This is a genomic window from Pseudomonas sp. R25(2017), assembly GCF_002112565.1.
Lineage (GTDB): Bacteria > Pseudomonadota > Gammaproteobacteria > Pseudomonadales > Pseudomonadaceae > Aquipseudomonas > Aquipseudomonas ekonensis.
This window is the reverse complement of record NZ_NEHZ01000008.1, coordinates 195,119-218,670: the sequence shown is the minus strand read 5'-3', so window position 1 is coordinate 218,670 and position 23,552 is coordinate 195,119. Positions and strand designations below refer to the sequence as shown.

The 23,552-nt window shown below is 66.3% G+C and carries 23 protein-coding genes; 13 read left to right on the top strand and 10 right to left on the bottom strand.

Going from position 1 to position 23,552, the window contains the following annotated elements; translation table 11 throughout:
- Positions 1–68: 68 nt before the first annotated feature.
- From CAG31_RS13000 to dinG, 3 genes are all read right to left on the bottom strand, one after another.
- On the bottom strand, positions 69–1,214 hold the full coding sequence (locus CAG31_RS13000) for a serine hydrolase domain-containing protein (protein WP_085581620.1): 1,146 nt from the start codon (positions 1,212–1,214) through the stop codon (positions 69–71).
- Between the two features lie 210 nt (positions 1,215–1,424).
- A complete protein-coding gene (locus CAG31_RS12995) occupies positions 1,425–3,785 on the bottom strand; it encodes a beta-galactosidase (protein ID WP_085581618.1) in 2,361 nt (786 codons plus the stop codon).
- A gap of 95 nt (positions 3,786–3,880) precedes the next feature.
- Complete coding sequence (gene dinG, locus CAG31_RS12990; protein ID WP_085581616.1) at positions 3,881–6,025, bottom strand: ATP-dependent DNA helicase DinG; 2,145 nt, start codon at positions 6,023–6,025, stop codon at positions 3,881–3,883.
- 99 nt (positions 6,026–6,124) lie between these two features.
- On the opposite strand from dinG, the gene CAG31_RS12985 reads away from it, so the two are divergent.
- A complete protein-coding gene (locus CAG31_RS12985; protein WP_085581614.1) occupies positions 6,125–6,589 on the top strand; it encodes a CopD family protein in 465 nt (154 codons plus the stop codon).
- 57 nt (positions 6,590–6,646) lie between these two features.
- Here CAG31_RS12985 and CAG31_RS12980 read toward each other — a convergent pair whose 3' ends face one another.
- The 4 genes from CAG31_RS12980 to CAG31_RS12965 all read right to left on the bottom strand — a co-directional run bounded on the left by CAG31_RS12980 (position 6,647) and on the right by CAG31_RS12965 (position 9,343).
- Positions 6,647–7,405: a collagen pro alpha-chain precursor gene (locus tag CAG31_RS12980; protein ID WP_085581612.1), complete on the bottom strand. Its 759-nt coding sequence runs from the start codon at positions 7,403–7,405 to the stop codon at positions 6,647–6,649.
- The gene (locus tag CAG31_RS12975; RefSeq protein WP_085581610.1) at positions 7,398–7,676 is read right to left on the bottom strand and encodes a DUF1145 domain-containing protein; all 279 of its coding nucleotides are present in this window, start codon (positions 7,674–7,676) and stop codon (positions 7,398–7,400) included. Before CAG31_RS12975 ends, CAG31_RS12980 begins: the two co-directional genes overlap by 8 nt.
- A 161-nt stretch (positions 7,677–7,837) precedes the next feature.
- Positions 7,838–8,557: an OmpA family protein gene (locus tag CAG31_RS12970; RefSeq protein WP_085581608.1), complete on the bottom strand. Its 720-nt coding sequence runs from the start codon at positions 8,555–8,557 to the stop codon at positions 7,838–7,840.
- A 90-nt stretch (positions 8,558–8,647) separates the two neighbouring features.
- Positions 8,648–9,343 carry an OmpA family protein gene (locus CAG31_RS12965; protein ID WP_085581606.1) on the bottom strand — a complete coding sequence of 232 codons (696 nt, stop codon included), beginning with the start codon at positions 9,341–9,343 and terminating at the stop codon, positions 8,648–8,650.
- Positions 9,344–9,542: 199 nt separating this feature from the next.
- Between CAG31_RS12965 and CAG31_RS12960 the strand changes: the two genes are divergently transcribed.
- From CAG31_RS12960 to CAG31_RS12945, 4 genes are read left to right on the top strand one after another with little or no spacing between them, the layout of a single operon-like run.
- Positions 9,543–10,040: a DUF6231 family protein gene (locus CAG31_RS12960; protein WP_085581604.1), complete on the top strand. Its 498-nt coding sequence runs from the start codon at positions 9,543–9,545 to the stop codon at positions 10,038–10,040.
- Between the two features lie 4 nt (positions 10,041–10,044).
- Positions 10,045–10,521: a YchJ family protein gene (locus CAG31_RS12955; RefSeq protein ID WP_085581602.1), complete on the top strand. Its 477-nt coding sequence runs from the start codon at positions 10,045–10,047 to the stop codon at positions 10,519–10,521.
- 40 nt (positions 10,522–10,561) lie between these two features.
- The gene (locus CAG31_RS12950) at positions 10,562–11,047 is read left to right on the top strand and encodes an LEA type 2 family protein (RefSeq protein WP_085581600.1); all 486 of its coding nucleotides are present in this window, start codon (positions 10,562–10,564) and stop codon (positions 11,045–11,047) included.
- 5 nt (positions 11,048–11,052) lie between these two features.
- On the top strand, positions 11,053–11,253 hold the full coding sequence (locus tag CAG31_RS12945; protein ID WP_085581598.1) for an SEC-C metal-binding domain-containing protein: 201 nt from the start codon (positions 11,053–11,055) through the stop codon (positions 11,251–11,253).
- Between the two features lie 253 nt (positions 11,254–11,506).
- Here the strand turns inward: CAG31_RS12945 and CAG31_RS12940 are convergent, their stop codons facing one another.
- Positions 11,507–12,064, bottom strand: a complete 558-nt coding sequence (locus CAG31_RS12940; RefSeq protein ID WP_085581596.1) for a cysteine hydrolase family protein — start codon at positions 12,062–12,064, stop codon at positions 11,507–11,509.
- A 188-nt stretch (positions 12,065–12,252) separates the two neighbouring features.
- Between CAG31_RS12940 and CAG31_RS12935 the strand changes: the two genes are divergently transcribed.
- From CAG31_RS12935 to CAG31_RS12895, 8 genes are all read left to right on the top strand, one after another.
- Positions 12,253–14,703: a penicillin acylase family protein gene (locus CAG31_RS12935; RefSeq protein WP_085581594.1), complete on the top strand. Its 2,451-nt coding sequence runs from the start codon at positions 12,253–12,255 to the stop codon at positions 14,701–14,703.
- 487 nt (positions 14,704–15,190) lie between these two features.
- Complete coding sequence (locus CAG31_RS12925) at positions 15,191–16,213, top strand: ligase-associated DNA damage response exonuclease (protein ID WP_085581590.1); 1,023 nt, start codon at positions 15,191–15,193, stop codon at positions 16,211–16,213.
- A complete protein-coding gene (locus CAG31_RS12920; protein WP_085581588.1) occupies positions 16,210–17,862 on the top strand; it encodes an ATP-dependent DNA ligase in 1,653 nt (550 codons plus the stop codon). Before CAG31_RS12925 ends, CAG31_RS12920 begins: the two co-directional genes overlap by 4 nt.
- Positions 17,863–18,089: 227 nt before the next feature.
- Positions 18,090–18,872, top strand: coding sequence for a transporter substrate-binding domain-containing protein (locus tag CAG31_RS12915; protein ID WP_085581586.1), 783 nt, complete (start codon positions 18,090–18,092; stop codon positions 18,870–18,872).
- A gap of 56 nt (positions 18,873–18,928) precedes the next feature.
- Positions 18,929–19,657 (top strand): ABC transporter permease, encoded by a 729-nt coding sequence (locus CAG31_RS12910; RefSeq protein ID WP_085581584.1) that lies wholly within the window; start codon positions 18,929–18,931, stop codon positions 19,655–19,657.
- Positions 19,654–20,364: an ABC transporter permease gene (locus tag CAG31_RS12905; RefSeq protein ID WP_085581582.1), complete on the top strand. Its 711-nt coding sequence runs from the start codon at positions 19,654–19,656 to the stop codon at positions 20,362–20,364. The genes CAG31_RS12910 and CAG31_RS12905 overlap by 4 nt, the downstream gene beginning before the upstream one ends.
- A 12-nt stretch (positions 20,365–20,376) precedes the next feature.
- On the top strand, positions 20,377–21,495 hold the full coding sequence (locus tag CAG31_RS12900) for a succinylglutamate desuccinylase/aspartoacylase family protein (RefSeq protein WP_085581580.1): 1,119 nt from the start codon (positions 20,377–20,379) through the stop codon (positions 21,493–21,495).
- A 13-nt stretch (positions 21,496–21,508) separates the two neighbouring features.
- Complete coding sequence (locus CAG31_RS12895; protein ID WP_085581578.1) at positions 21,509–22,273, top strand: ABC transporter ATP-binding protein; 765 nt, start codon at positions 21,509–21,511, stop codon at positions 22,271–22,273.
- 79 nt (positions 22,274–22,352) lie between these two features.
- Here CAG31_RS12895 and CAG31_RS12890 read toward each other — a convergent pair whose 3' ends face one another.
- Complete coding sequence (locus tag CAG31_RS12890) at positions 22,353–22,562, bottom strand: hypothetical protein (RefSeq protein WP_085581576.1); 210 nt, start codon at positions 22,560–22,562, stop codon at positions 22,353–22,355.
- A 107-nt stretch (positions 22,563–22,669) separates the two neighbouring features.
- Positions 22,670–23,236 (bottom strand): dCTP deaminase, encoded by a 567-nt coding sequence (gene dcd / locus CAG31_RS12885; protein ID WP_085581574.1) that lies wholly within the window; start codon positions 23,234–23,236, stop codon positions 22,670–22,672.
- Positions 23,237–23,552: the final 316 nt, after the last annotated feature.

Below are 23,552 nucleotides of genomic sequence, written 5' to 3'. Positions count from 1 at the left end.
CCGGATAAACAGACGCTTTGAATCGAAAAAACGGATGAGGTTCCGGCCCTGGAACCTCCGGCAATGCTTTACAGACAAGTGGCTAGCACCCGCGCCAGCTTCTGCGCGCGCGGATCCATCAAGACGTACGGCCCCAAGGTATTTGTCACAAAACCGAACGCGACATCGTGCTCCGGATCAGCAAAACCGACGGAACCGCCCGCTCCCGGATGGCCGAAGGCGCGCGGGCCGAGGCCGTAGGTGGCGTTCGGCACGTCGGGCTGGTCGAGCATGCAGCCGAGGCCGAAACGGGTGCGGGTCAGCAGGGTCTTGTCCTCGCCGAGGCTGTGTTCGCGGGTCAGCTCGTCGAGCATTTCGCCTTCCAGCAGGCTGCCGTCGAGCAGGCCGGCGTAGAACCCGGCCAGGCTGCGCGCATTGCCGTGGCCGTTGGCCGCCGGCTGCTGCATGCGCCGCCACTCCGGCTTGTTGGTGCTGGTGAGCACCGACGGCGGGTTGGTGAAGGCGCGGGTAGTCATGGCGGTCGGCTCGCGCATCGTCACCTGCAGCAGGCGCTGGGCGGCGGCGTCACCGACGTTGCCCTTGCCCCGGGCGATATGGGCCACGCGATGGAATTCTTCGTCAGCCAGGCCGACATGGAAGTCCAGCCCCAACGGCTTGGCGACCCGCGCCACGATGGATTCGCCCGGCCCGCGTCCGTCGGCGCGGCGCAGCAGTTCGCCCACCAGCCAGCCGTAGGTGATCGCGGCGTAGCCGTGGCCGGTGCCCGGCGTCCACCACGGCGCCTCTGCCGCGAGGGCGTCGACCATGGTCTGCCATTCGTACAGGGCTTGCGGGGCCATCAGCTCGCGCAGGGCCGGCAGGCCGGCCTGGTGGCAGAGCAATTGGCGCAGGGTGACGGATTCCTTGCCGGCGGCGGCGAATTCCGGCCAGTAGCGGGCGACGGGAACGTCCAGCTGCAACTTGCCTTCGGCCACCAGTTGCAGCGCCGTGACGGCGGCGAACGGCTTGGTGCAGGAGAACAGGTTGGCGATGGTGTCGCTGTGCCAGGCTTCGCTGCCGTCCTTGTCGGCGGTGCCGGACCAGAGGTCGAGGACGGTCTCGCCGCCGACCCGGATGCACAGCGCCGCGCCGCGCTCCTGGGGATCGTCGAACAATGCCGCGAAGGCGTCGCGCACCGCTTCGAACTGAAGCTCGTAATGTCCCTGAATCTGCACCCGCAACTCCCCCGCCCAAACGCTCTACAAAGTGGCCGGCATTGTTCCAGCCCTTGAGGGTTTTGGGAACTGCTGCGGGCCGGGCGGTTGTGCGGCCGAAGTGAGGATCGGAGGTTTTCGGCTGCGGCCGGCCTCACCGCCAGCAGGCCGGCTCCCACAGCCGTTGACTGCAACGCAATCCCTGTGGGAGCCCGCCTGCTGGCGATGGTGTCAGTGGCCGTTGCCCGAGTGCCCCCCGGCATGGCCGGCGCCCGGCCCCTTGCCGGCCTCGCCCTTGCGCCCGCCTTCGGCTTCATGCCCGGCGTCGCTCACAGGTCGCGCAGCCTCTTTGCCGATCTGCCCGACGGTCGCCAGGTTGCTCTTGCGCACCGCCTCGACAAAGCCCTGGAACGGCAGGTCGGTCACGCCCACCAGGCCGAAGTGGCCGTTCTCGCCGTCCAGCAGGCGTCCGGTCACCGGTTGGTCCAGGTACTGGAACCAGTGCACGCCGACGATCGCCGGCTCGCTCAGGGTCTGCTTGAGGAAGTTGGCGTAGGCCGGGCCGCGGTCCTCTTCCTTGGCCAGCGGCGTCACACCGCCCCAGAACGGGCCGCGGTCGGTGGAGCCGAAGTTGAATTCGGTGATCAGCACCGGTTTGTCCAGTTCACGCAACGCGGCGAAGTCGTAGCCGTCCTGGGGCTTGAGGGTGTACAGGTTGAAGCTCAGCACATCGCAGAACTGCGCGCAGGAGGCCACGGCTTCCGGGGTGCTGACGGCAAAGCGGCCGCCGAGCAGCATCTGGTTCGGCGCATGCCATTTGAGCGAATCGGAAATGGTCTTGAAGTAGGTGTCGGCGAACACTTTCTGGAAGTACTTGAAGTCGGCTTCGATCTCCGGGTGCTCGGCGCTCGGCAGCGGCGGCACGAAGCCCGGATCCTCCATCAGTTCCCAGGCCGGCAGGTCGATGCCCCAGGCCTTGGACAGGCCTTCCTGGTTGCGGTACTTGTCCCGCAACTGCTTGAGGAAGGCGCGTTTGGCCGGCACGTCGGTGGTCATTTTCAGGGTGCCGTAGGCCAGGGCGTAGCGCGACTTCGGGTCGTCGCCGGGGCCGGCCCAGGCCAGTTCGTTGTCGGCGTAGTAGCCGATCAGCCACGGATCGTCGCGGTGGTCGCGGGCGGCGATGGCCACGGCGCGCTCGGTGGCCATGGCAAAACGCGGGTCGAACGGGTCGGGCATGCCGCCCCACCAATCGTTGCCGGTGCTGATGCTGGTGTAGTCGCCGACGATGGACAGCGGCAACGTGTAAGGCATGCGCTGGGCGTTGCCCAATGGAGAAGCGCTCCAGTTGCCCACGGTGTTGAAGCCCCAGGCCAGCAGGCGGTCGAGGGTGTGGGCGGTCCAGCGCTTCTCGTCGATCGTGGCCTTGCACGGCACGGCGGCGGCAGCGGCCGCCTCGGCATCGGGTTGGCTCTGCACCTGCGTGGCGCAAGGATCGCCGTTCAAGCGTTGCAGGTTGGCGCCATAGAAATCGTACCAGCGCCCGACGTTGTAGCCGCGCCCCTGATCGGCGCCGTTGCCGCCGCGGTTGTCGCCTTCGCCGTAATGGTTGGCCAGCGGTTGGTCGGGCTTGGGCAGGGATTCGAACATCCATTCGCGCCCGGCGACGTAGGTCGGGTTCACGTCCGGGCTCACAGTGTTCACCCCCAGCGAGTAGAACGGATGGCCTTCCGGCGTCACCAGATACCAGCGACCGTCACGTTTTTCGGTGTGGAAGAAACCGCTGGCCTTGAACGCCGGGCCACCGGTCCAGCCGCCGAACCTGTCCAGCGGCGCCTTCTCGCGTTCCGCCAGCCAGCCTTTGAGTTGCTGCTGTTCCTTGGCGGCGGCGGCCTTGAGCTGTTCGTCATTGGCGACCTTCTCCGGCCACTTGCCCCGGGTGGATTGGCCATAGGCATCCACCAGGTTGCCGTAGGCGGCCTTGACCGCCTCGTCGCCGTCCTGCACGCCGAAGCGCTCCAGCAACAGGCTTTGCGCAGCCTTGGGCCGATCCAGCGACAGGCTGACCGACACCACCTGGCTGCGATCCAGCTCGCCGCTGCTGCCGGCCAGCAGGATCCGCTGGCCGTCGACGGTCATCGGCATCGGCGGCGCGGCCTTCATGCCCTGGCTCAGGGGCGAGCTCGCGGTCAACGGCACCAGTAGGGTCTGCGCGGGGCCCGCCGGCAGGTCGACGCGGCTGGTCAGGGTCTTGCCGTCGTTGCTCTGGATCTGCACGTAGACAGTGACGGCCCAGTCCATGGCGCTCTGCAGGCGCAGGCTCATCATGCCGGACTGCGACCAGTCCCAGGCGCCTGTCTGCGGGGCCAGACGCAGGGTCGGACGGGCGGCCGGGCTGAACGTCACCCGGCGCAGCACTTCGCCTTCGGGCGTCTGCTCGGCGTTGGCCTGGGGCAGGTCGGCGTTTTCGGTGGTCACCTTCACCACGTCGGCGGGACGGACGAAATTGAACAGGGTCTGCTGGCCGGTTGGCGCCGCCAGCAACGGGGCGGCGAACATCAGGGCAAAAGCGGCAGGCAACGAACGGCGAATCATAAGAACGGAATTCTCCCTAGCGACCCGTGAAGGCCAATGGACAGGCGATGGCTGAGAGATAGACAACGCGGCGGGCAAAACTGCCCACCGGTGCCTCAGGAAATTTCACGCCGGAACGGCGGCAACGCATTGAGGATGGCCTTGCCGTAGCGCTGGGTGACCAGTCGCCGATCCAGCAAGGTGATGATGCCGCGGTCCTCTTCGGTGCGCAGCAAGCGGCCGCAGGCCTGGACCAGCTTGAGCGAGGCGTCCGGCACGGCGATCTCCATGAACGGGTTGCCGCCCCGGGCCTCGATCCACTCCGACAGCGCGGCCTCGACCGGATCGTCCGGCACCGAGAACGGGATCTTGGCGATCACCACGTGCTCGCAGTAGGCCCCCGGCAAGTCCACGCCCTCGGCGAAGCTGGCGAGGCCGAACAGCACGCTGGAATCGCCGCCGTCGACCCGCGCCTTGTGCTTGTTCAGGGTTTCCTGCTTCGACAGGTTGCCCTGGATGAACACCTGCTTGCGCCAGTCGCGGTCAAGGCCGTCGAACACGTCCTGCATCTGCTTGCGCGAGGAGAACAGCACCAGGCTGCCCCGCGAGCCTTCGACCAGATCCGGCAGGTCGCGGATGATCGCGGCGGTATGGCCGGCGGCGTCCCGCGGATCGGCGTTGAGGTCCGGCACCCGCAGCACGCCGGCGTCGGAATGGTGGAACGGGCTCGGCACCACGGCGGTGACGGCTTTCTTCGGCAGGCCGGCGCGCATGCGGAAACGGTCGAACGTGCCGAGCGCCGTCAGGGTCGCCGAGGTCACCAGGCAGCCGTGCGCCACGTTCCATAGGCTGCGGCGCAGGGTCTCCGCCGCCAGGATCGGGCTGGCGTTGACCTCGATGTCGAACAGCGAACCGCTTTCGGCCAGGGTCAGCCAGCGCGCCATGGGCGGGTTGTCTTCCGGGTCCTCGGCGGTGAACGCGGTCCACAGCTCCCAGTTGCCGGAGGCCCGGGACAGCAGGCTGCCGAACAGCGGATACCACTCTTCGGCCTGGGTGCTGGCGATGCCGATGTTGACCTCGCCGTCCATGCCTTCCTTGAGCAGGTCGGTCAGGCGGGTGAACAGGTCGTTGAGCCGGGCGAAGCCCTTCTTCAGCTCGATGCCCATTTCGCGCATGTGCTCGGGGATCACCCCGCCGACGAAGCGGTGGCGCGGCCGCTCGCGGCCTTCGGTGTCTTCGCCTGGACGGAAGTCGGCGATCTGCTCGCAGGCGCTGAACATGAACTGCTGCTGGGCCTTGATCTCCCGCGCCAGCTCCGGCACCTGTTCGATCAGCTTGCCGAGGTCGCCGGGCAACGGATGCTGGGCCAGCAGTTTGGTGAGGTTCTTGGCGGTGGTCTCCAGCCAGTCGGCGGTGGAGCGCAGGCGCGTGTAATGGGCGAAATGGCCGATGGCCTTGTCGGGCAGGTGATGGCCTTCGTCGAACACGTAGATCGTGTCGCGCGGATCCGGCAGCACCGCGCCGCCGCCCAGCGCGAGGTCGGCCAGCACCATGTCGTGGTTGGTGACGATCACATCGACCTTGCCCATGCCTTCGCGGGCCTTGTAGAAGGCGCACTGGCCGAAGTTGGGGCAATGGCGGTTGGTGCACTGGCTGTGGTCGGTGGTCAGGCGCGCCCAGTCGGCGTCCTCCAGGGCGTTGGGCCAGCTGTCGCGGTCGCCGTCCCACTTATTGCCGGCGAGCTTCTCGATCATGCTGGTGAACAGCTTCTGGCTGGCCTCGTCGACCTCGATCTTGAAGCCTTCCTCTTCGAACAGCTGCGCGGTGGCGGTCTGCGCGTGGCCTTCCTGCAGCAGCATGTCGAGCTTGGACAGGCACAGGTAGCGGCCGCGGCCCTTGGCCAGGGCGAAGCTGAAGTTCAGCCCGCTGTTGCGCATCAGGTCGGGCAGGTCCTTGTAGACGATCTGCTCCTGCAGGGCCACGGTGGCGGTGGCGATCACCAGCCGCTTGCCGGCGGCCTTGGCGGTGGGGATCGCCGCCAGGCTGTAGGCCACCGTCTTGCCCGTACCGGTGCCGGCCTCCACCGCGACGATCGCGGGGTCGCCGCTGCGCTTGCCTTCGTCGTCGGTGTCGATGTCGCCGAGGACCTTGGCGACTTCAGCGATCATCAGGCGCTGGCCGTAGCGCGGCTTGAGGCTCTTGGCCTCGAGGAAACGCGAGTAGGCGCCCTGGATCGTGGTTTTGAGTTCGGTGCTGATCATGGGGTGTCGGGCGCAAAAAGCGCTGGATAAATTTTCAGTGGTTCGGATCGGCCGCTATCATACCCCGCTAATCAGTCCCGCGCAGAACGGAGTGCCCCAATGACACCTTTTAGCCTCGTTTACCCCGTGCATGTGCTCGCCGCCCTGGTCTGGGTCGGCGGCATGTTCTTCGCCTGGATGGTGCTGCGCCCCGCCGCGGTCAAGGCCCTGGACGGCCCCGGCCGGCTGACCCTGTGGGTGGAAGTGTTTCAAGGTTTTTTCCGCTGGGTGTGGGGTGCAGTGATCCTGCTGCCCGTCACTGGCGTGGGCATGCTGCACCTTCAGCAGATCGGCTTCGACAACGCGCCGCGGTACGTGCAGGTGATGATGGGGCTGTTCGTGGTCATGACGGCGCTGTTCATCCGGATTCAGGCCTTGATGCTGCCGGAGCTGCGCACGGCGGTGGAGGCGAAGGACTGGCCGGCGGGCGCGGCGGTGTTGGGACGGATCCGTCGGGTGGTGGGGATCAACCTGCTGGTCGGGATTGCCCTGGTGGCGGTGGCGGCGGCGCGGCCGACGTTCTGAGCCGCACGCGACACCGCTCAGGCCAGGAAGCCTGCTCCCTGGTCTGAGCGCAATGGCTTACAGGTGCTGCACGGTCACGGAGCCAGCCGCGCCCACAGGCCCGGGCTGGCCGTCGGCGCCCGGGCGGCCGCTCTTGCCGCCGTCGGCGCGGTACACCAGGCAGCCCTTGGACTTGCCGCCCGCCCCTGGCTTGCCGCCAGGCCCCGCCGGGCCGCCCGCGCCGCCGGCCACATCGACCTTGATCAACTGCGCCGGGAAGTCCCGCGGCACTTCAAGACGCACCAGGCCGCCCGGCGCGCCCGGCTGGCCGTCGCTGCCGTTGCTGCCGTCGAAACCGCGTCCGGCCTGACCCCAGGTGCAGCCCGGATCCTGGCCGTTGGCGCCGTCCAGCCCGACGAACCCGGGCGCACCGGTGCCGCCGCGGGCATCGACCGACAGCTGCGGCGCGTTCAGCGCCTTGAACTGCAGGTTCAGGTTGCGCCCGGCGCGGGCCGCTTTTTCGTAAGTGCCCGGCGCCCCGCGCGCGGTGATCCGGCTGCCTTCGGCCAGGTCCGCACGGCTGACCTTCATGTCCAGCGCCTGTTCGCCCGGCACGATGGCGATCCGCGCTTCGTGGCCCAGGCGCAATTCCTTGACGGTCAGTTCGGTGACGTTGGCCGGCACCAGCAAGGTGCCGTAGTCGGCGACCTCCAGCCGTTCCAGCTGCAGTGTGCTGGCGGTGTTGGGCAGGCGCATCAGGGAGTTGGTCTCGACGCTGACCACCTGGGCGCAGGCCAGTGGACTGATGAATGCAGCGAGCAGGCAGAGTTTACGCATGGGAAGCCTCCGGGGCGGCCGGGGCCGGGATGGTTTGCAGGTGGAAAACGCCGAACAGCAGGATGCGGCCACGGTCGCGCCAAGGGTGCGGGCGCCCCTTGAGGCTGCGGTTGCACAGCAGCGCCTCCAGGACGTGGATCAGCAGCCAGAGACCGCCGGCCAGGTTGACCAGCAGGTGCAGCGGACGGACAAACGGCACCAACTGATTGGCCAGCACCACGCAAACGAACAGCAGGGTCAACAACCGCCCCAGCCCCCATAACAGCTTCATACGCTCCCCCGTGTCGGAATTATTCTTTGGGCGCACAGTAACGGCTTCGGTGATGGATTAGCCAGAGGGGAAAATGAAAAAAACCTGTCACCCGCCGGACGGCCGCCGGCACGCCGTGATTCGGCGGCCGACAGCTCTAGCCTGCGGACTACAGACAATTCCTAACGATTGATGTGCAGTTCCACGCGACGGTTCTGCGCACGGCCCTCATCGGTGTTGTTGTCCGCCACCGGTTCGCGCTCGCCGCGTCCTTCGCTGGTGAGCTTGCCGGGCTCCAGCCCCTGGCTCAGCAGGTACGCCGCCACGCTGCTGGCGCGCCGCTCCGACAGGGCCTGGTTGTAGGCGTCGGTGCCTTTGCTGTCGGTGTGGCCGATGACCTTGATGCTTACCACGTCGGCGTTGCGCAGCTTGTCCATCAACGAATCCAGTTGGCTTTTCGCCGCCGGGGTCAGGTCGGACTTGTCGAAATCGAACAGCACGTTGCCGGCATCGCTCAGGGTGATGACTTCGGTCTGTGGGGCCGGGGCCGGTTTCTCGGTGGCCGGGTACTGCGGCAGCGGGCAGCCGCGGTGGTCGACCGGTGTGTTGGCCGGTGTGTCGGGGCAACGGTCGCGGCGGTCGAACACGCCGTCGCCGTCTTCATCGCCGTCCTGGGCGTAACAGATCAGTCCGCCGGTGAGGATCCCCAACGCCGCGCCGCCGCCCGCCCAACCGCCGTTTTCGAGCGCGCCGAGACCGCCGCCGACCAGCCCGCCGATGAGGCTGCAGATCGGCCACGTGCGTTGATTGAGGGGAGCGGTGCCATCGCTGTGGGTGGCGCAACCGGTCAGCAGGCTGCCCAGCAGCAGAACCGGCAAGACGGACCTTGTGAGAACACTCATCGTGAAAGCTCCTGTGTCACCGGCCCATACCGGTTACACAGGAGTAAAGACCCGCATCCGCGACTGCACAAGCCGCGGATGCGAGGGGGCTCAACGCACGATTTTGATTTCCGTGCGACGGTTCAGCGCGCGGCCGTCCGCAGTCTTGTTGTCCGCCACCGGCTGGCTTTCACCGGCACCGGTCACCGACACGAAGCTTGCGCGAGGCACGCCTTGCTGGATCAGGTACTCGACCACCGAGTGCGCACGGCGGTCCGACAGTTTCTTGTTGTAGGCATCGCTGCCCACGCTGTCGGTGTGACCGGTCACGGTCAGCTGCGCGGTGGAGGATTCCTGTTTCAGGCGCGAGGCGACCTTGTCCAGGACCTGTTTATCGGATGGCGTCAGCGTGGCCTTGTCGAACTGGAAGTGCACATCGCGGATCACGATGGTTTCTTCCTTGACCACGACCGCTTCTTCCACCACTGGCGCAGGTGCCGGTGGAGGGCAGCCGTCGGCGTCGACCTTCACGCCGCGAGGCGTATGGGGGCACTTGTCGCGGCTGTCCGGCACACCGTCGCCGTCCTCGTCGCCGTCACCGTGCACCCAGCAGTAGGCCGCTGCCGTACCACCGACCAACAGCGCGCCGTAACCGGCCCAGGACGAACTTTCCGTCGCCCCGAGACCTGCGCCGACGACACCGCCGACTGCCGCACAGGTCGGCCAGTCGGTTTTCTGCAAACCTGCACAACCAGTCAACACACTGGTTAGCAGAACCAAGGGCAATGCTGTCCGAACTATGCTCATCTAGTTTTCTCCTGAGGGATCGGCTTGCAACCGATTCAGGGAGTAAAGACCGGAGTTTTAATCTCCGCCAGCAATAGGTGATGGCTGTTTGCACGCCTGTTCACGGGACTTCGCCGCACTTGCCGCAAACCCGCGAAACAGGGCGCTAGGCTCCTGCGCCCCGGCACGCTAGTCTTGACGGCCTGACCGAGGATTTTCCATGACCGTCGCCCTTTCCCCCCGTACGCCGCAGCAGGCGCTGGCCGCCCTGCTCGACCGCTACGCGCCGGCCCGCCTGCTGCTGATCGGCGCCAGCGAGTTCCCGGCCCTGGCCGCCTTCAAAGAGGCCCACCCGGACACCCGCGTCGCCCACGCCGCTCCCGGCGCCTTGCCCGATGAGCTCGCCGCGCAGCGGTTCGACCTGGCGCTGGTGGTCGATTGCCTGGAGCACCTGCCCAAGCGCGACGGCCTGAACCTGCTGGGCGGCATCCGCAACCTCAACGCCAGCCGCATCGCCGTGCTGGCGGACCTTGCGGCCAGCGGCTGGCAGGAGACGGACTTCTACTCCCTGGCCCTGCAGGCCAGCGAGCGCTTTGCCCGCGACGAGCAGGTGCTGACCCTGTTCACCTACGATCTGCTTGACTACAAGCAAGTCCCCGACTGGCTCAACTCGAAGTTCTGGGCCAACCCGGAAAACTTCGGCAAATATTGGTGGTGACGCAATGAGTACAGCCATTTGCCCCTGCGGCAGCGGCAATCTGCTGGAAGCCTGCTGCGGCCATTATCACGCCGGTCATCCGGCCCCCTGCGCCGAAGCCCTGATGCGCTCGCGCTACAGCGCCTATGTGCTGGGCCTGGTCGACTACCTGGTGGCGACCACCCTGCCTGCCCAGCAAGCGGGGCTGGATCGCCACTCGATCAGCGACTGGAGCGCCCAGAGCACCTGGCTCGGCCTTGAGGTGGAAAGCTCGGAAGTGCTCGGCGGCCAGCCGGAGCACGCCTTCGTCACCTTCACCGCCCGCTGGCACGACAGCCAGGGCGAACACAGCCACCGCGAACGCTCGTCGTTCGTGCAGAACGCCGGCCGCTGGTACTTCATCGACCCGACCGTGGCGATGAAGACCGGCCGCAACGACGCGTGCCCCTGCGCCAGCGGGCAGAAGTTCAAGAAGTGCTGCGCGGGGTATTTCGGCGCGTGAGGTGAGCGGCGTCTAGACTGGGCCGAAAAGGAGTGACTCCATGCCCGGTCGATGGCGCAACCTGCAATTCCTCAGCCTGCTGCTGTTTCTGGCCCTGGGCGGCTGCGCCTCGTGGTTCGCCGACGACTTGCCGGATCCGGCGGTGCATCTGGTGAAGGTGGAAGTGGTGCGGGCCAAGCTGCTGGAACAGAAGTTCATCCTGCACTTTCGCATCGACAACCCCAACGACAGCGACCTGACCGTGCGCGGCCTCGAATACCGCGTGCACCTGGCCGGCCTGCTGCTGACCGAGGGCGAGCACGAACACTGGATCACGGTGGGGCCCAAACGCAGCGCTTTCTATAAGGTGCCGGTGCGCACCAACCTGTGGCCCCAGGTGAAAGAGGTGGTGAAACTGCTGAAGAACCCGAACCAGCAGATCCCCTACCGGCTGCAGGGCGAGATGGAAACCGGTTTATTCATCGCGCACTACGTGCACCTGGAGCGCAATGGCGTGATAATCCCCGCCGAATTGATTCCGGAGTGACCCCGATGACCCAGCAACCTCATGTCCATGGCCCTGACTGCAACCACGATCATGACCATCACCACCACGACCATGGCCATGTCCACGGCCCGAACTGCGGCCACGCCCACCAGGAGCCGGTGCGCAACGCCCTGAAGGACGTCGGCCGCAACGACCCTTGCCCGTGCGGCAACGGCAAGAAATTCAAGAAGTGCCACGGCGCGTGACGCCTGGGGCGAAGACCGCCTTCGCCTGACCGACCGCCATCGCCAGCAGGCTGGCTCCCACCTTGTTCGGCAGTGACCGCAAACACTGCATTCAACCGAGATTCTGTGGGAGCCAGCCTGCTGGCGATGGCGTCAGCCCAAGCGCCGCAGGACTGACAGAAGACTGCTGTTCCCAGATTGAATCCGCGTCGCGCACATTTCCTGTGGGAGCTGGCTTGCCAGCGATGACGTCAGCCCATTCACCGCCGCCCCCTCAGACCGCCGCCAGAATCTCGCGGCTGCCGACCACCGTCGCATACTCGCCGTGCAGGTTCCCCAGCGACATCGCATGCACATCCTCGGCCGAACGCAAGGCACCGAAGAAATCGGCCTTGTCGAAGGTGAAGCACGCATCCTCCGCCACCCAGGCCTCGAACCCCAGATTGCCCGCCGTGCGCGCCGTGGCCTCCACGGAGTTGTGGGTCGCCACGCCGACGATGACCAGTTGCCCGATCCCCGCCCTGCGCAACATCGCTTCAAGCCCGGTCGCGCAGAACGCATCCGGCACCTGCTTCTGGACCAGCCGCTCTCCGTCCTGCGGCGCGAAGCGTTCCTGAAACTCCACCCCCGATTGCCCGGGCCAGAACACCGAGTCCGGTGAACGGGACAAGTGCTGGACATGGATCACCGGCCGGCCGCTGCGGCGCCACGTCCCCAGCAGGTCGAGGATCCGCGCCTCGGCCTGCGGATTGTTCCGTCGCCCCAGGCGCGGATGCAGGATGCCTTTCTGCTGGTCGATGATGATCAGGGCAGCGTTGGCCTGAAGCTCCATGGCGGTGTTTCCCTCGAAAGGTCAGTTGATCGACCACTTCAACATCTCCGTTCGCTGCAGAGCAAGCACCCCGTTCCGTCGCACGCAGCGCCCCGCCCCGGAAATAACTGTGTCACCCGCTTGCGCGGCCCCTTCCCGCTCACTAACGTAGCGCCTTTACTGACGCTACCCCCCGCAGGAGCCTTGCCATGGCCTCGCCAGCCCTCACACAATTTCTTCCCCGGTTCGGCGTTGCCGCAGCAGTGGCCGGCGTCTTGAGCCTGGCCGGTTGCCAGACCTGGAACGCTCAGGATTCGCTCCCGCCCGTCTCCGGCGTGCAACCGCTCAAGGGCCTGGCGCAGAACGTCTCGGTGCGGCGCAACGCCATGGGCATGCCGCTGATCGAGAGCAACAGCTTCCACGATGCGCTCTTCGCGTTGGGCTATGTCCATGCCGGCGACCGGATCAACCAAATGGTGACCCTGCGCCTGCTGGCCCAGGGCCGTCTGGCGGAGATGTCCGGCCCGGCCCTGCTGGATGCAGACCGCTACATGCGCGCGGTCAACCTGAAGAAAAGCGCCGACGAGCTGTACAAGGCCTCGTCGCCGCGGCTCAAGCGCTTCTTCGAAGTCTATGCGCGGGGCGTCAACGCTTACCTGTTCCGCTACGCCGACAAACTGCCGGGGGATCTGGCCGCCAACGGCTACAAGCCGGAGTACTGGAAGCCTGAGGATTCGGCGCTGATCTTCTGCCTGCTGAACTTCAGCCAATCGGCCAACCTGCCGGAAGAGATCGCCTCGCTGGTGCTCGCGCAGACCGTCACCACCGACAAGCTGGCCTGGCTGACCCCGTCGGCGCCAGACGAAAACCTACCGCTGGCCGAAGCCGACAAGCTGCAAGGCATCAAGCTCAACGGCCAGGTGCCGGGCCTGAGCGAACTGAGCAACGCCACTCAGCAACTGGCGGCGCTGAACCTGCTCGGCGCCGGGTCGTCGAGCAACTGGGCCATCGCCCCGCAACGCAGCCGCAGCGGCAAGAGCCTGCTGGCCAGCGACAGCCACGGCCCGCTCGCCGCTCCGTCGCTGTGGAGCTTCGTGCAGATCCGCGCTCCCAAATACCAGGCCGCCGGGGTGACCGTGGCCGGCCTGCCGATGGTGCTCGGCGGCTTCAACGGCAAAGTGGCCTGGAGCATCAGCAGCGTGCAGGGCGACAACCAGGACCTGTTCCTGGAGAGGATCCGCCGTCAGGGCAGCAGCCTGACCTACGAGGTCAACGGCAAATGGCAGCCGTTGGCGGTGCGCCAGGAAACCTATTTCGTCAAAGGCCAGCGGCCGATCCGCGAAGCGGTGTACGAAACCCGCCACGGTGCGCTGCTCAACAGTGCCCAGGCGGCGGCCCAGGGCTCGGGTTTCGGGCTTGCGCTGCAAGTGCCGAGCTTCACCGACGACAAGTCCCTCGATGCGCTGTTCGACCTGAGCCGCGCGCAGAACGCCGAGCGCGCCTCGGACGCCAGCCGGGAAATCCGCGCCATCGGGCTGAACCTGGTGTTCGCCGACGCCAGCGACATCGGCTGGCAGGTCACCGGCCGCTTCCCGAACCGCCGCGAGGGCGAAGGCCTGTTGCCGTCGCCGGGCTGGGAGGGCCGCTACGATTGGGACGGCTACGCCGACCCGATGCTGCACCCCTACGATCAGGCCCCGGCCCAGGGCTGGCTCGGCACCGCCAACCAGCGGGTCATCCCCCATGGCTACGGCATGCAGCTGTCCAACTCCTGGGCTGCGCCGGAGCGCGGCGAGCGCCTGGCCGAGCTGGCCGGCAGCGGCAAGCACGACAGCCGCAGCGTGATTGCCATGCAGTACGACCAGACCACCCTGTTCGCCGCCAAACTGAAGAAGATGTTCGAAGCGCCGGGCATGGCCCAGCCGCTCAAGCGGGCGATCGAAGCCCTGCCGGACGCCGACCGCGCCAAGGCCCGCGAAGCCTACACGCGCCTGATGGCGTTCGACGGCAAGCTCAGCCCGACCTCCGCCGATGCGGCGATCTACGAGCTGTTCCTGCAGGAAAGCATGAAGCAGATCTTCCTCGACGAACTCGGGCCGCAGAGCAGCCCGGCGTGGAAAGCCTTCGTCGCCAACGGCGACCTGTCCTACGCCGCCCAGGCCGACCACTTGCTGGGCCGCGAGGACAGCCCGTTCTGGGACGATGTCCGCACCCCGCAGAAAGAAGACAAACCGGCGATCCTGGCCCGCAGCCTGGCCGCCGCCATCAGCGCCGGCGACAGCCAGCTGGGCGGCGACCGCAGAGCCTGGCAGTGGGGCAAGCTGCACCGCTACGAGTGGAAAAACGCCAACGGCCAGACGATCCGCGGCCCGCTCGCCGCCGGCGGCGACCACACCACGCTCAACCTGGCGGCCTTCGCCTGGGGCCAGGACGCCGCCGTCAGCCGCGCGCCGTCGATGCGCTTCATCGTCGACTTCGGCCAAAGCGAACCGCTGTCGGCCCAGAACGGCACCGGTCAGTCCGGCAACCCGGCCAGCCCGAACTACCTGAACGGGATCGAACCGTGGCTCAAGGGGCAGTACATCGGCCTGCCGATGCAGCCGCAGAACTTCGACCGGGTCTACGGCAAGACCCGCCTGACCCTCACCCCAGGCAAATGAACGCCGCCCGCCGCCGCATCCGCTCGGCGGCGGGCACGGCCCCTGTAGGCGCCAGCCTGCTGGCGATGGCGGACAGCCTGGTCCATCGAGGCCATCTGTGCCGCCGTCATCGCAAGCAAGCTTGCTCCCACAGGATTTGCAGTGATCACAAACTCTGCATCCACCCAAATTCCCTTGTAGGAGCCAGCCTGCTGGCGATGGCGGCCGGTCTGGTCCATCGAGGCCGGATGTGCCGCCGTCATCGCAAGCAAGCTTGCTCCCACAGGGTTCTGCCGTGACCACAGATTCTGCATTCACCCACGCTTCACTGTGGGAGCCAGCCTGCTGGCGATGGCGTCCGCCAAGACGCCGCAGGGCCGCGCTGTCACGCCCGCAGCCTGCGCGCACCACGCTCCCGAAACGGCTTTTTCGGCGCCCGCAAAATCGATAGAACTTTCGGACCCGCGCTCACCTCATAGCTGACAGGCCCCTCTATCGAGGTAACGACATGGAGCTTGTCATCGCGCGTCCGGAAGGCTTGTACTGCCCTGCCGGGGATTTCTATATCGACCCGTGGCGGCCGGTCGAACGCTCGGTGATCACCCATGCCCACGGCGACCATGCCCGCACCGGCAACCGGCATTACCTGGCCAGCAGCGCCAGCGCCGCAGTCCTGCGCGCACGCCTGGGCCCGGACATCAACCTGCAGACCCTGCCCTACGGCCAGCGCCTGACCCACCACGGCGTCACCTTGAGCTTCCATCCCGCCGGCCATGTGCTGGGATCGGCGCAGATCCGGCTGGAATACGGCGGCGAAGTCTGGGTCGCCTCCGGCGACTACAAGATCGAGGCCGACGGCACCTGCGCCCCGTTCGAACCGGTGCGCTGCCACACTTTCATCACCGAATCGACCTTCGGCCTGCCGATCTACCGCTGGCAGCCGCAGGCCGAGGTGTTCGCCGACATCAACCGGTGGTGGCAGGCGAACACCTGCGCCGGCAAGGCCAGCGTGCTGCTGTGCTATGCGTTCGGCAAGGCGCAGCGGATTCTGCACGGCATCGACCCGTCGCTCGGGCCGATCCTCTGCCACGGCGCGGTCGAGCCGCTGAATCGGGTCTACCGCGAGGCCGGCGTTCATCTGCCGCCGACGCGCTACGCCGGTGACGTGCAGAAGAACGACCCGTTGCTGCGCCAGGCCCTGATCATTGCCCCGCCCCAGGCGGGCGGCAGCAGTTGGATGCGCCGTTTCGGCGACTACAGCGACGGCTTCGCCAGCGGCTGGATGCGCCTGCGGGGCCCCCGGCGGCGGCGCGGCGTGGACCGGGGCTTCGTGCTGTCGGACCACGCCGACTGGCCCGGCCTGCTCTGGGCCATCGGCCAGACCGGCGCCGAACGCGTGAAGGTCACCCACGGCGCGGTCGGCACGCTGGTGCGGCACCTGCGCGAACAAGGGCTGGACGCCCAAGCCTTCAGCACGGAATACGGCGACGACGAAGACGACAGCCCGGCCATCGCCCAGGTGCAGCCATGAAAGACTTCGCCCGCCTGTATGCCGAGCTCGACACCAGCACCTCCAGCAATGCCAAGCTTGCCGCCATGCAAGCGTATTTCACCCGGGCGGCGCCGCAGGATGCGGCTTGGGCCGTGTATTTCCTCGCCGGCGGACGTCCCCGGCAACTGGTGCCGGTGCGGATCCTGCGGGATCTGGCGGTGGAGCGGTCGGGGTTGGCGCCGTGGCTGTTCGAGGAGTGCTATCAGGCGGTCGGGGACCTGGCGGAAACCCTCTCGCTGGTGCTGCCGCAGAACCCGGACATCTCCGAGGAGGGCCTGGCCGAGTGGATCGAACGCAAGCTCTTGCCGCTGCGCGGCGAAACCCCGGAGTACCTGGCCCGGCAACTGCCGGCGCTGTGGGCACAGCTGGACCGGCCGGGCCTGATGCTGTGCATCAAGCTGATCACCGGCAGCTTCCGGGTCGGCGTCTCGAAGCTGCTGGTGACCCGTGCCCTGGCCGCCATGGCCGGGCTCGACAGCAAACGCGTGGCGCAGCGGCTGGTGGGCTACACCGACCTCGCCAACCGGCCTGACGCGGCGCGCTACCTGCAACTGATCGCCCCCGAATCCAGCGAAGAGCACGCCCGGCGCGGCGGTCAGCCCTATCCGTTCTTCCTCGCCCATGCCCTGTCGCAGCCGCCGGAGCAGTTCGAGGCGCTGCTGGGCCCGCCCGCCGGTTGGCAGGTGGAATGGAAGTGGGACGGCATCCGCGCCCAGGCGGTGCGGCGCGACGGCCGGCTGTGGATCTGGTCGCGGGGTGAGGAACTGGTGACCGAACGCTTCCCGGAACTGGGCGGCCTGCTCCGCGGCTTGCCCGACGGCACTGTGATCGACGGCGAAATCGTGGTCTGGAAAGACACCCCGGGGTCGCCGTCGGTGCAGCCGTTCGCCCTGCTCCAGCAACGGATCGGCCGCAAGCGCCTGGACAAGAAAATCCTCGAGGACGCCCCGGTGGCGATGATCGCCTATGACCTGCTGGAGTGGCAGGGCGAGGATTGGCGCAATCGGCCGCAAAGCCAACGGCGCGAACAGCTGGAGCAGGTCATCGCAGGCTGCGCCGATCCGGTTCTGCGGCTCTCGCCGATCCTCACCGCCGACGACTGGGCAGGCCTGGCCCGCCAGCGCGAGGCTTCGCGGCGCCTGGGGGTGGAAGGCATGATGCTCAAGGCCCGCGATGCGCTGTACGGCGTGGGCCGCACCAAGGACATGGGTGTGTGGTGGAAATGGAAGGTCGATCCGTTCAGCGTCGATGCGGTGCTGATCTACGCCCAGCGCGGCCAGGGCCGGCGCGCGAGCCTCTACAGCGACTACACCTTCGCGGTGTGGGACGGCCCGTCCGGCGCCGGCCAGCGCTCGCTGGTGCCGTTCGCCAAGGCCTACTCGGGGCTGACCGACGAGGAAATGCGCCAGGTCGACATCATCGTGCGCAAGACCACCGTGGAGAAGTTCGGCCCGGTCAGCAGCGTCACGCCCAGCCTGGTGTTCGAACTGGGCTTCGAAGGCATCGCCCTCTCGCGCCGGCACAAAAGCGGCATCGCCGTGCGCTTCCCGCGCATGCTGCGCTGGCGCCAGGACAAGAGCGTGGACGAGGCCGACGACCTGGCCACCTTGCAGAACCTGCTGACCTGATCCCTCGCCACACCTGCATCACTCACCACGGCTGTCACAAAACGGTGCGGCGCATCGCACCTGCCCGATTCCGTGCACCGATCCCTCGCGCCGTCCCTTCCTACACCTTTTAAAACACTTGTTCGGGACTCTGGTTCGGAAATTGCTACTTTCTATAGGTCGTAAGCGTTCCAGTAACAATACTTCTGCGCCCACAAGCGCTCTTATTGGTTCTTAGGGATTGAATAATGAAAAAAGCATTGCTGACCCTTTCTGCACTGGCGTTGTGCATGGCTGCCGGTTCCACGCTGGCCAAGGAGTACAAGGAGCTGCGGTTTGGCGTTGACCCTTCCTACGCGCCGTTCGAGTCGAAAGCGGCCGACGGCAGCCTGGTGGGCTTCGACATCGACCTGGGCAACGCGATCTGCGCCGAGCTCAAGGTCAAGTGCAAGTGGGTCGAAAGCGACTTCGACGGCATGATCCCGGGCCTCAAGGCCAACAAGTTCGACGGCGTGATCTCGTCGATGACCGTGACCGAGGCCCGCGAGAAGGTCATCGACTTCTCCAACGAGCTGTTCTCCGGCCCGACCTCCTTCGTGTACAAGAAAGGCGCCGGCATCACCACCGACACCGCGTCGCTCAAGGGCAAGACCGTCGGCTACGAGCAAGGCACCATCCAGGAAGCCTACGCCAAGGCCGTGCTGGACAAGGCCGGCGTGAAGACCCAAGCCTACGCCAACCAGGACCAGGTGTACGCCGACCTGGTCTCCGGTCGCCTGGACGCCTCGATCCAGGACATGCTGCAGGCCGAGCTGGGTTTCCTGAAGTCGCCGCAGGGCGCCGACTATGAAGTGAGCAAGCCGGTGGACGACAAACTGCTGCCGTCCAAGACCGCTGTCGGTATTAAGAAAGGTAACACCGAGCTGAAAGCGCTTTTGGATAAAGGTATCAAAGCGTTACACGATGATGGCAAATACGCAGAGATTCAAAAGAAACACTTCGGTGATCTGAATCTGTACAGCGGCAAGTAATGCCACGGCGCCCATCCCGGATGGGCGCCTTTCTCATCCGTTCAGGTTGCTGATTCATGTTCGAAAACCTATTACAGAATCTGGGGCTTTCCGCCTTCAGCCTCAAGGGCTTCGGCCCGTTGCTGTGGGAAGGCACCTGGATGACCATCAAATTGTCGGCGCTGTCGCTGCTGGTGGCCGTGCTGCTCGGCCTGATCGGCGCCAGCGCCAAACTGTCGAAGGTCAAGCTGGTGCGCCTGCCCGCCCAGCTCTACACCACGCTGATCCGCGGGGTGCCGGACCTGGTGCTGATGCTGCTGATCTTCTACAGCCTGCAGACCTGGCTGACCTCCCTCACCGATTACATGGAATGGGAATACATCGAGATCGACCCGTTCAGCGCCGGCGTGCTGACCCTGGGCTTCATCTACGGCGCGTATTTCACCGAAACCTTCCGCGGCGCGATCCTCGCGGTGCCCCGGGGCCAGGTCGAAGCCGCCACCGCCTACGGCCTCAAGCGCGGCCAGCGTTTCCGCTTCGTGGTGTTCCCGCAAATGATGCGTTTCGCCCTGCCGGGCATCGGCAACAACTGGATGGTGATGCTCAAGGCCACCGCGCTGGTGTCCATCATCGGCCTGGCCGACCTGGTCAAGGCCGCCCAGGACGCCGGCAAGAGCACCTATCAGCTGTTCTACTTCCTGGTGCTGGCCGCCTTGATTTACCTGCTGATCACCAGCGCCTCCAACTTCATCCTGCGCAAGCTTGAACGCCGCTACGCCGCCGGGGCCCGGGAGGCCATCCGATGATCGAACTCCTGCAGGACTACTGGAAAGCCTTCCTTTATACCGACGGCAACAACATCACCGGGCTGGCCATGACCCTCTGGCTGCTCAGCGCCTCGATCTTCATCGGCTTCATCACCTCGATCCCGCTGTCCATCGCCCGGGTCTCGCCGCACTTCTACATCCGCTGGCCGGTGCAGTTCTACACCTACCTGTTCCGCGGCACGCCGCTCTACATCCAGCTGCTGATCTGCTACACCGGGATCTACAGCCTGGCCGCCGTGCGCGCCCAGCCGGTGCTCGACAGTTTCTTCCGCGATGCGATGAACTGCACGATCCTGGCCTTCGCCCTGAACACCTGCGCCTACACCACGGAGATCTTCGCCGGGGCGATCCGCAGCATGAACCACGGCGAAGTCGAAGCGGCCAAGGCCTACGGTCTGACCGGCTGGAAACTGTACGCCTACGTGATCATGCCGTCGGCCCTGCGCCGTTCGCTGCCGTACTACAGCAACGAAGTGATCCTGATGCTGCACTCGACCACCGTGGCCTTCACCGCGACCATCCCGGACATCCTGAAAGTCGCGCGGGACGCCAACTCGGCGACCTTCCTGACCTTCCAGTCGTTCGGCATCGCCGCCCTGATCTACCTGACCGTCACCTTTGCGCTGGTCGGCCTGTTCCGCCTCGCCGAACGCCGATGGCTGGCCTTCCTCGGGCCGACCCACTAGGACACCTTTGCAATGCGCCATCAGATACATGAGCTGCTGGCCCCGCTGCCGGGGACCGCGCGCCAGATCCACAGCTTCCACTTCGGCCCGCAGAAGGGCCAAGGCAAGATCTACATCCAGTCCTCGCTGCACGCCGACGAACTGCCCGGCATGCTGGTGGCCTGGCACCTCAAGCGACGGCTGACGGAGCTGGAGGCCGCCGACCGCCTGCGCAGCGAAATCGTGCTGGTGCCGGTGGCCAACCCGGTCGGCCTCGAACAGGTGCTGATGGACGTGCCGCTGGGCCGCTACGAGCTGGAGAGCGGGCAGAACTTCAACCGCTGGTTCGTCGACCTCAGCGAAGAGATCGGCAACGACATCGCCGAGCGGCTGGGCGACGATCCCCGGCGCAACCTCGAACTGATCCGCGCCAGCCTGCGTGCAGCCCTTGATCGCCAGACCCCCGCCACCCAGCTGCAATCCCAGCGCCTGACCCTGCAGCGGCTGGCCTGCGATGCGGACATGGTGCTGGACCTGCACTGCGACTTCGAGGCCGTCACCCACCTCTACACCACGCCCGAGGCCTGGCCGCAGGTCGAACCGCTGGCGCGCTCCATCGGCTCCCAGGCCAGCCTGCTGGCCACCGATTCCGGCGGCCAGTCGTTCGACGAATGCTTCACGCTGCTCTGGTGGCAGCTGCAAGAGCGCTTCGGCGAACGCTTCGACATTCCGCCCGGCAGCTTTTCGGTGACCGTCGAACTGCGCGGCCAGGGCGACGTCAGCCATCCGCTGGCCGAACAGGACAGCCAGGCGCTGATCGATTACCTGACCCACTTCGGCGCGATCGCCGGCGAACCGGCGCCGCTGCCGCCGCTGCCCTTCCCGGCCACGCCGCTGGCCGGGGTCGAGCCGGTCGCCACGCCGGTCGGCGGGCTGCTGGTGTTCACCGCCACGCCGGGCCAGTACCTGGAGGCCGGCCAACAGATCGCCGACATCATCGACCCGATCACCGACCGCGTGACCCCCGTCCACTGCACCGTCGCCGGCCTGCTGTACGCGCGCTCGCTGCGCCGCATGGCCACCGCCGGCATGGTCGTCGCCCATGTGGCCGGCGCCGAAGCCTACCGCAGCGGCTATCTGCTTTCGCCTTGAGGATGCCTGTTCCATGTACAAACTGACTGTTGAAGACCTGCACAAGAGCTACGGCGACCATCAGGTGCTCAAAGGCGTTTCGCTCAAGGCCAAGACCGGCGACGTGATCAGCCTGATCGGCGCCAGCGGCTCGGGCAAGAGCACCTTCCTGCGCTGCATCAACTTCCTCGAACAGCCCAACAGCGGCGCGATGAGCCTCGACGGCCAGCCGATCCGCATGGCCACCGACCGCCACGGCATGCACGTCGCCGACCCGGACGAACTGCAGCGCCTGCGCACCCGCCTTGCCATGGTGTTCCAGCACTTCAACCTGTGGAGCCACATGACCGTGCTGGAGAACATCACCATGGCCCCGCGCCGGGTGCTGGGCTGCGCCAAGGCCGAGGCCGAAGACCGCGCCCGCCGCTACCTGGACAAGGTCGGCCTGCCGGCGCGGGTGGCCGACCAGTACCCGGCGTTCCTTTCCGGCGGCCAGCAGCAACGGGTGGCCATCGCCCGGGCGCTGGCGATGGAGCCGGAGGTGATGCTGTTCGACGAGCCGACCTCGGCCCTCGACCCGGAACTGGTCGGCGAGGTGCTCAAGGTGATCCAGGGCCTGGCCGACGAGGGCCGCACCATGATCATGGTGACCCACGAAATGAGCTTCGCGCGCAAAGTGTCCAGCCAGGTGCTGTTCCTGCACCAAGGGTTGGTGGAGGAAGAAGGCGCGCCGGAGGACGTGCTGGGCAACCCCAGGAGCGAGCGGCTGAAGCAGTTCCTCAGCGGCAACCTCAAGTGAACCGTCCCTGAAAACGCAACGGCCGGTCAGCGGAAACCTTTTCGGCTTCCGTTGACCGGCCGTTCGTTCGGGCGACGGTTCAAGCGACAGGCGCCGGCGGCGGTTCGTCCGGCAAGGTGGGCTCACCGGGTTCGGTCGGCTGTTCGTTGGGCGTATCGGGGTCGGGTTGACCGGGAATGCCCCCGGCCATGCCGACGGGCGGTTGCGCCAGCAACGACCAGGCCAATACCCCGACCTGATTGGGCTCGAGCCTTGCCAGTTCGGCGGTGATTCGCGGATCGATCTTCATGGGGGCCCTCCTCGGCGAAGGCCCGCTCTGCGCAAGGCAAAACGGGCGGTACACCCCATAGAGTGTCCACCCGCCGAAGAATTCCCGGCAAATGCCGGACGGGCGGATCAGGTGCGCGGCAGGGTCACGCCGCGCTGGCCCTGATACTTGCCGCCGCGATCCTTGTAGGAGACTTCGCATTGCTCGTCGGATTCCAGGAACAGCATCTGCGCCACGCCTTCGTTGGCGTAGATCTTCGCCGGCAGGTTGGTGGTGTTCGAGAATTCCAGGGTCACGTGGCCTTCCCACTCAGGTTCCAGCGGCGTGACGTTGACGATGATGCCGCAGCGGGCATAGGTGCTCTTGCCCAGGCAGATGGTCAGCACGTTGCGCGGAATGCGGAAGTACTCGACGGTGCTGGCCAGGGCGAAGGAGTTCGGCGGAATGATGCACACGTCGCTGTGAATGTCGACGAAGCTGCCGGCGTCGAAGTTCTTAGGATCGACGATGGCCGAATTGATGTTGGTGAACACCTTGAAATGATTGGTGCAACGCACGTCGTAGCCGTAGCTCGACACACCGTAGGAAATCACTCGGCTGTCGTCGCTGCCGCGCATCTGGCGCTCGACGAACGGTTCGATCATGCCGTGTTCCTGCGCCATGCGGCGAATCCACTTGTCCGATTTGATGCTCATGGCGGGTGTCCTGAATAGCGAGGTGGAAAAAATCTGTCCGGCATCTTACCGGGCGCGTCGCCGGGTTCAAAGTCCGGGGCGCGATTATCCCCCCATCGCCAGGTTTCACGGGGCCTGGCGACGAACCGTCACACCGCCGATCCCGAAAACGGAGAAACCTTCGCAAGAAGCATTGGCACGTTCATGAAAAAGGGTTAAGGTGGCGCCACTGTGCTGCTTGTGTCACTGAGAATCTCTCCACGATATGTTGAATTTCGATCCAACCGTCTACAAGAATTTTTCCTGCTCTTTGCACTCAGTCTCGGCCAGGGTTCTT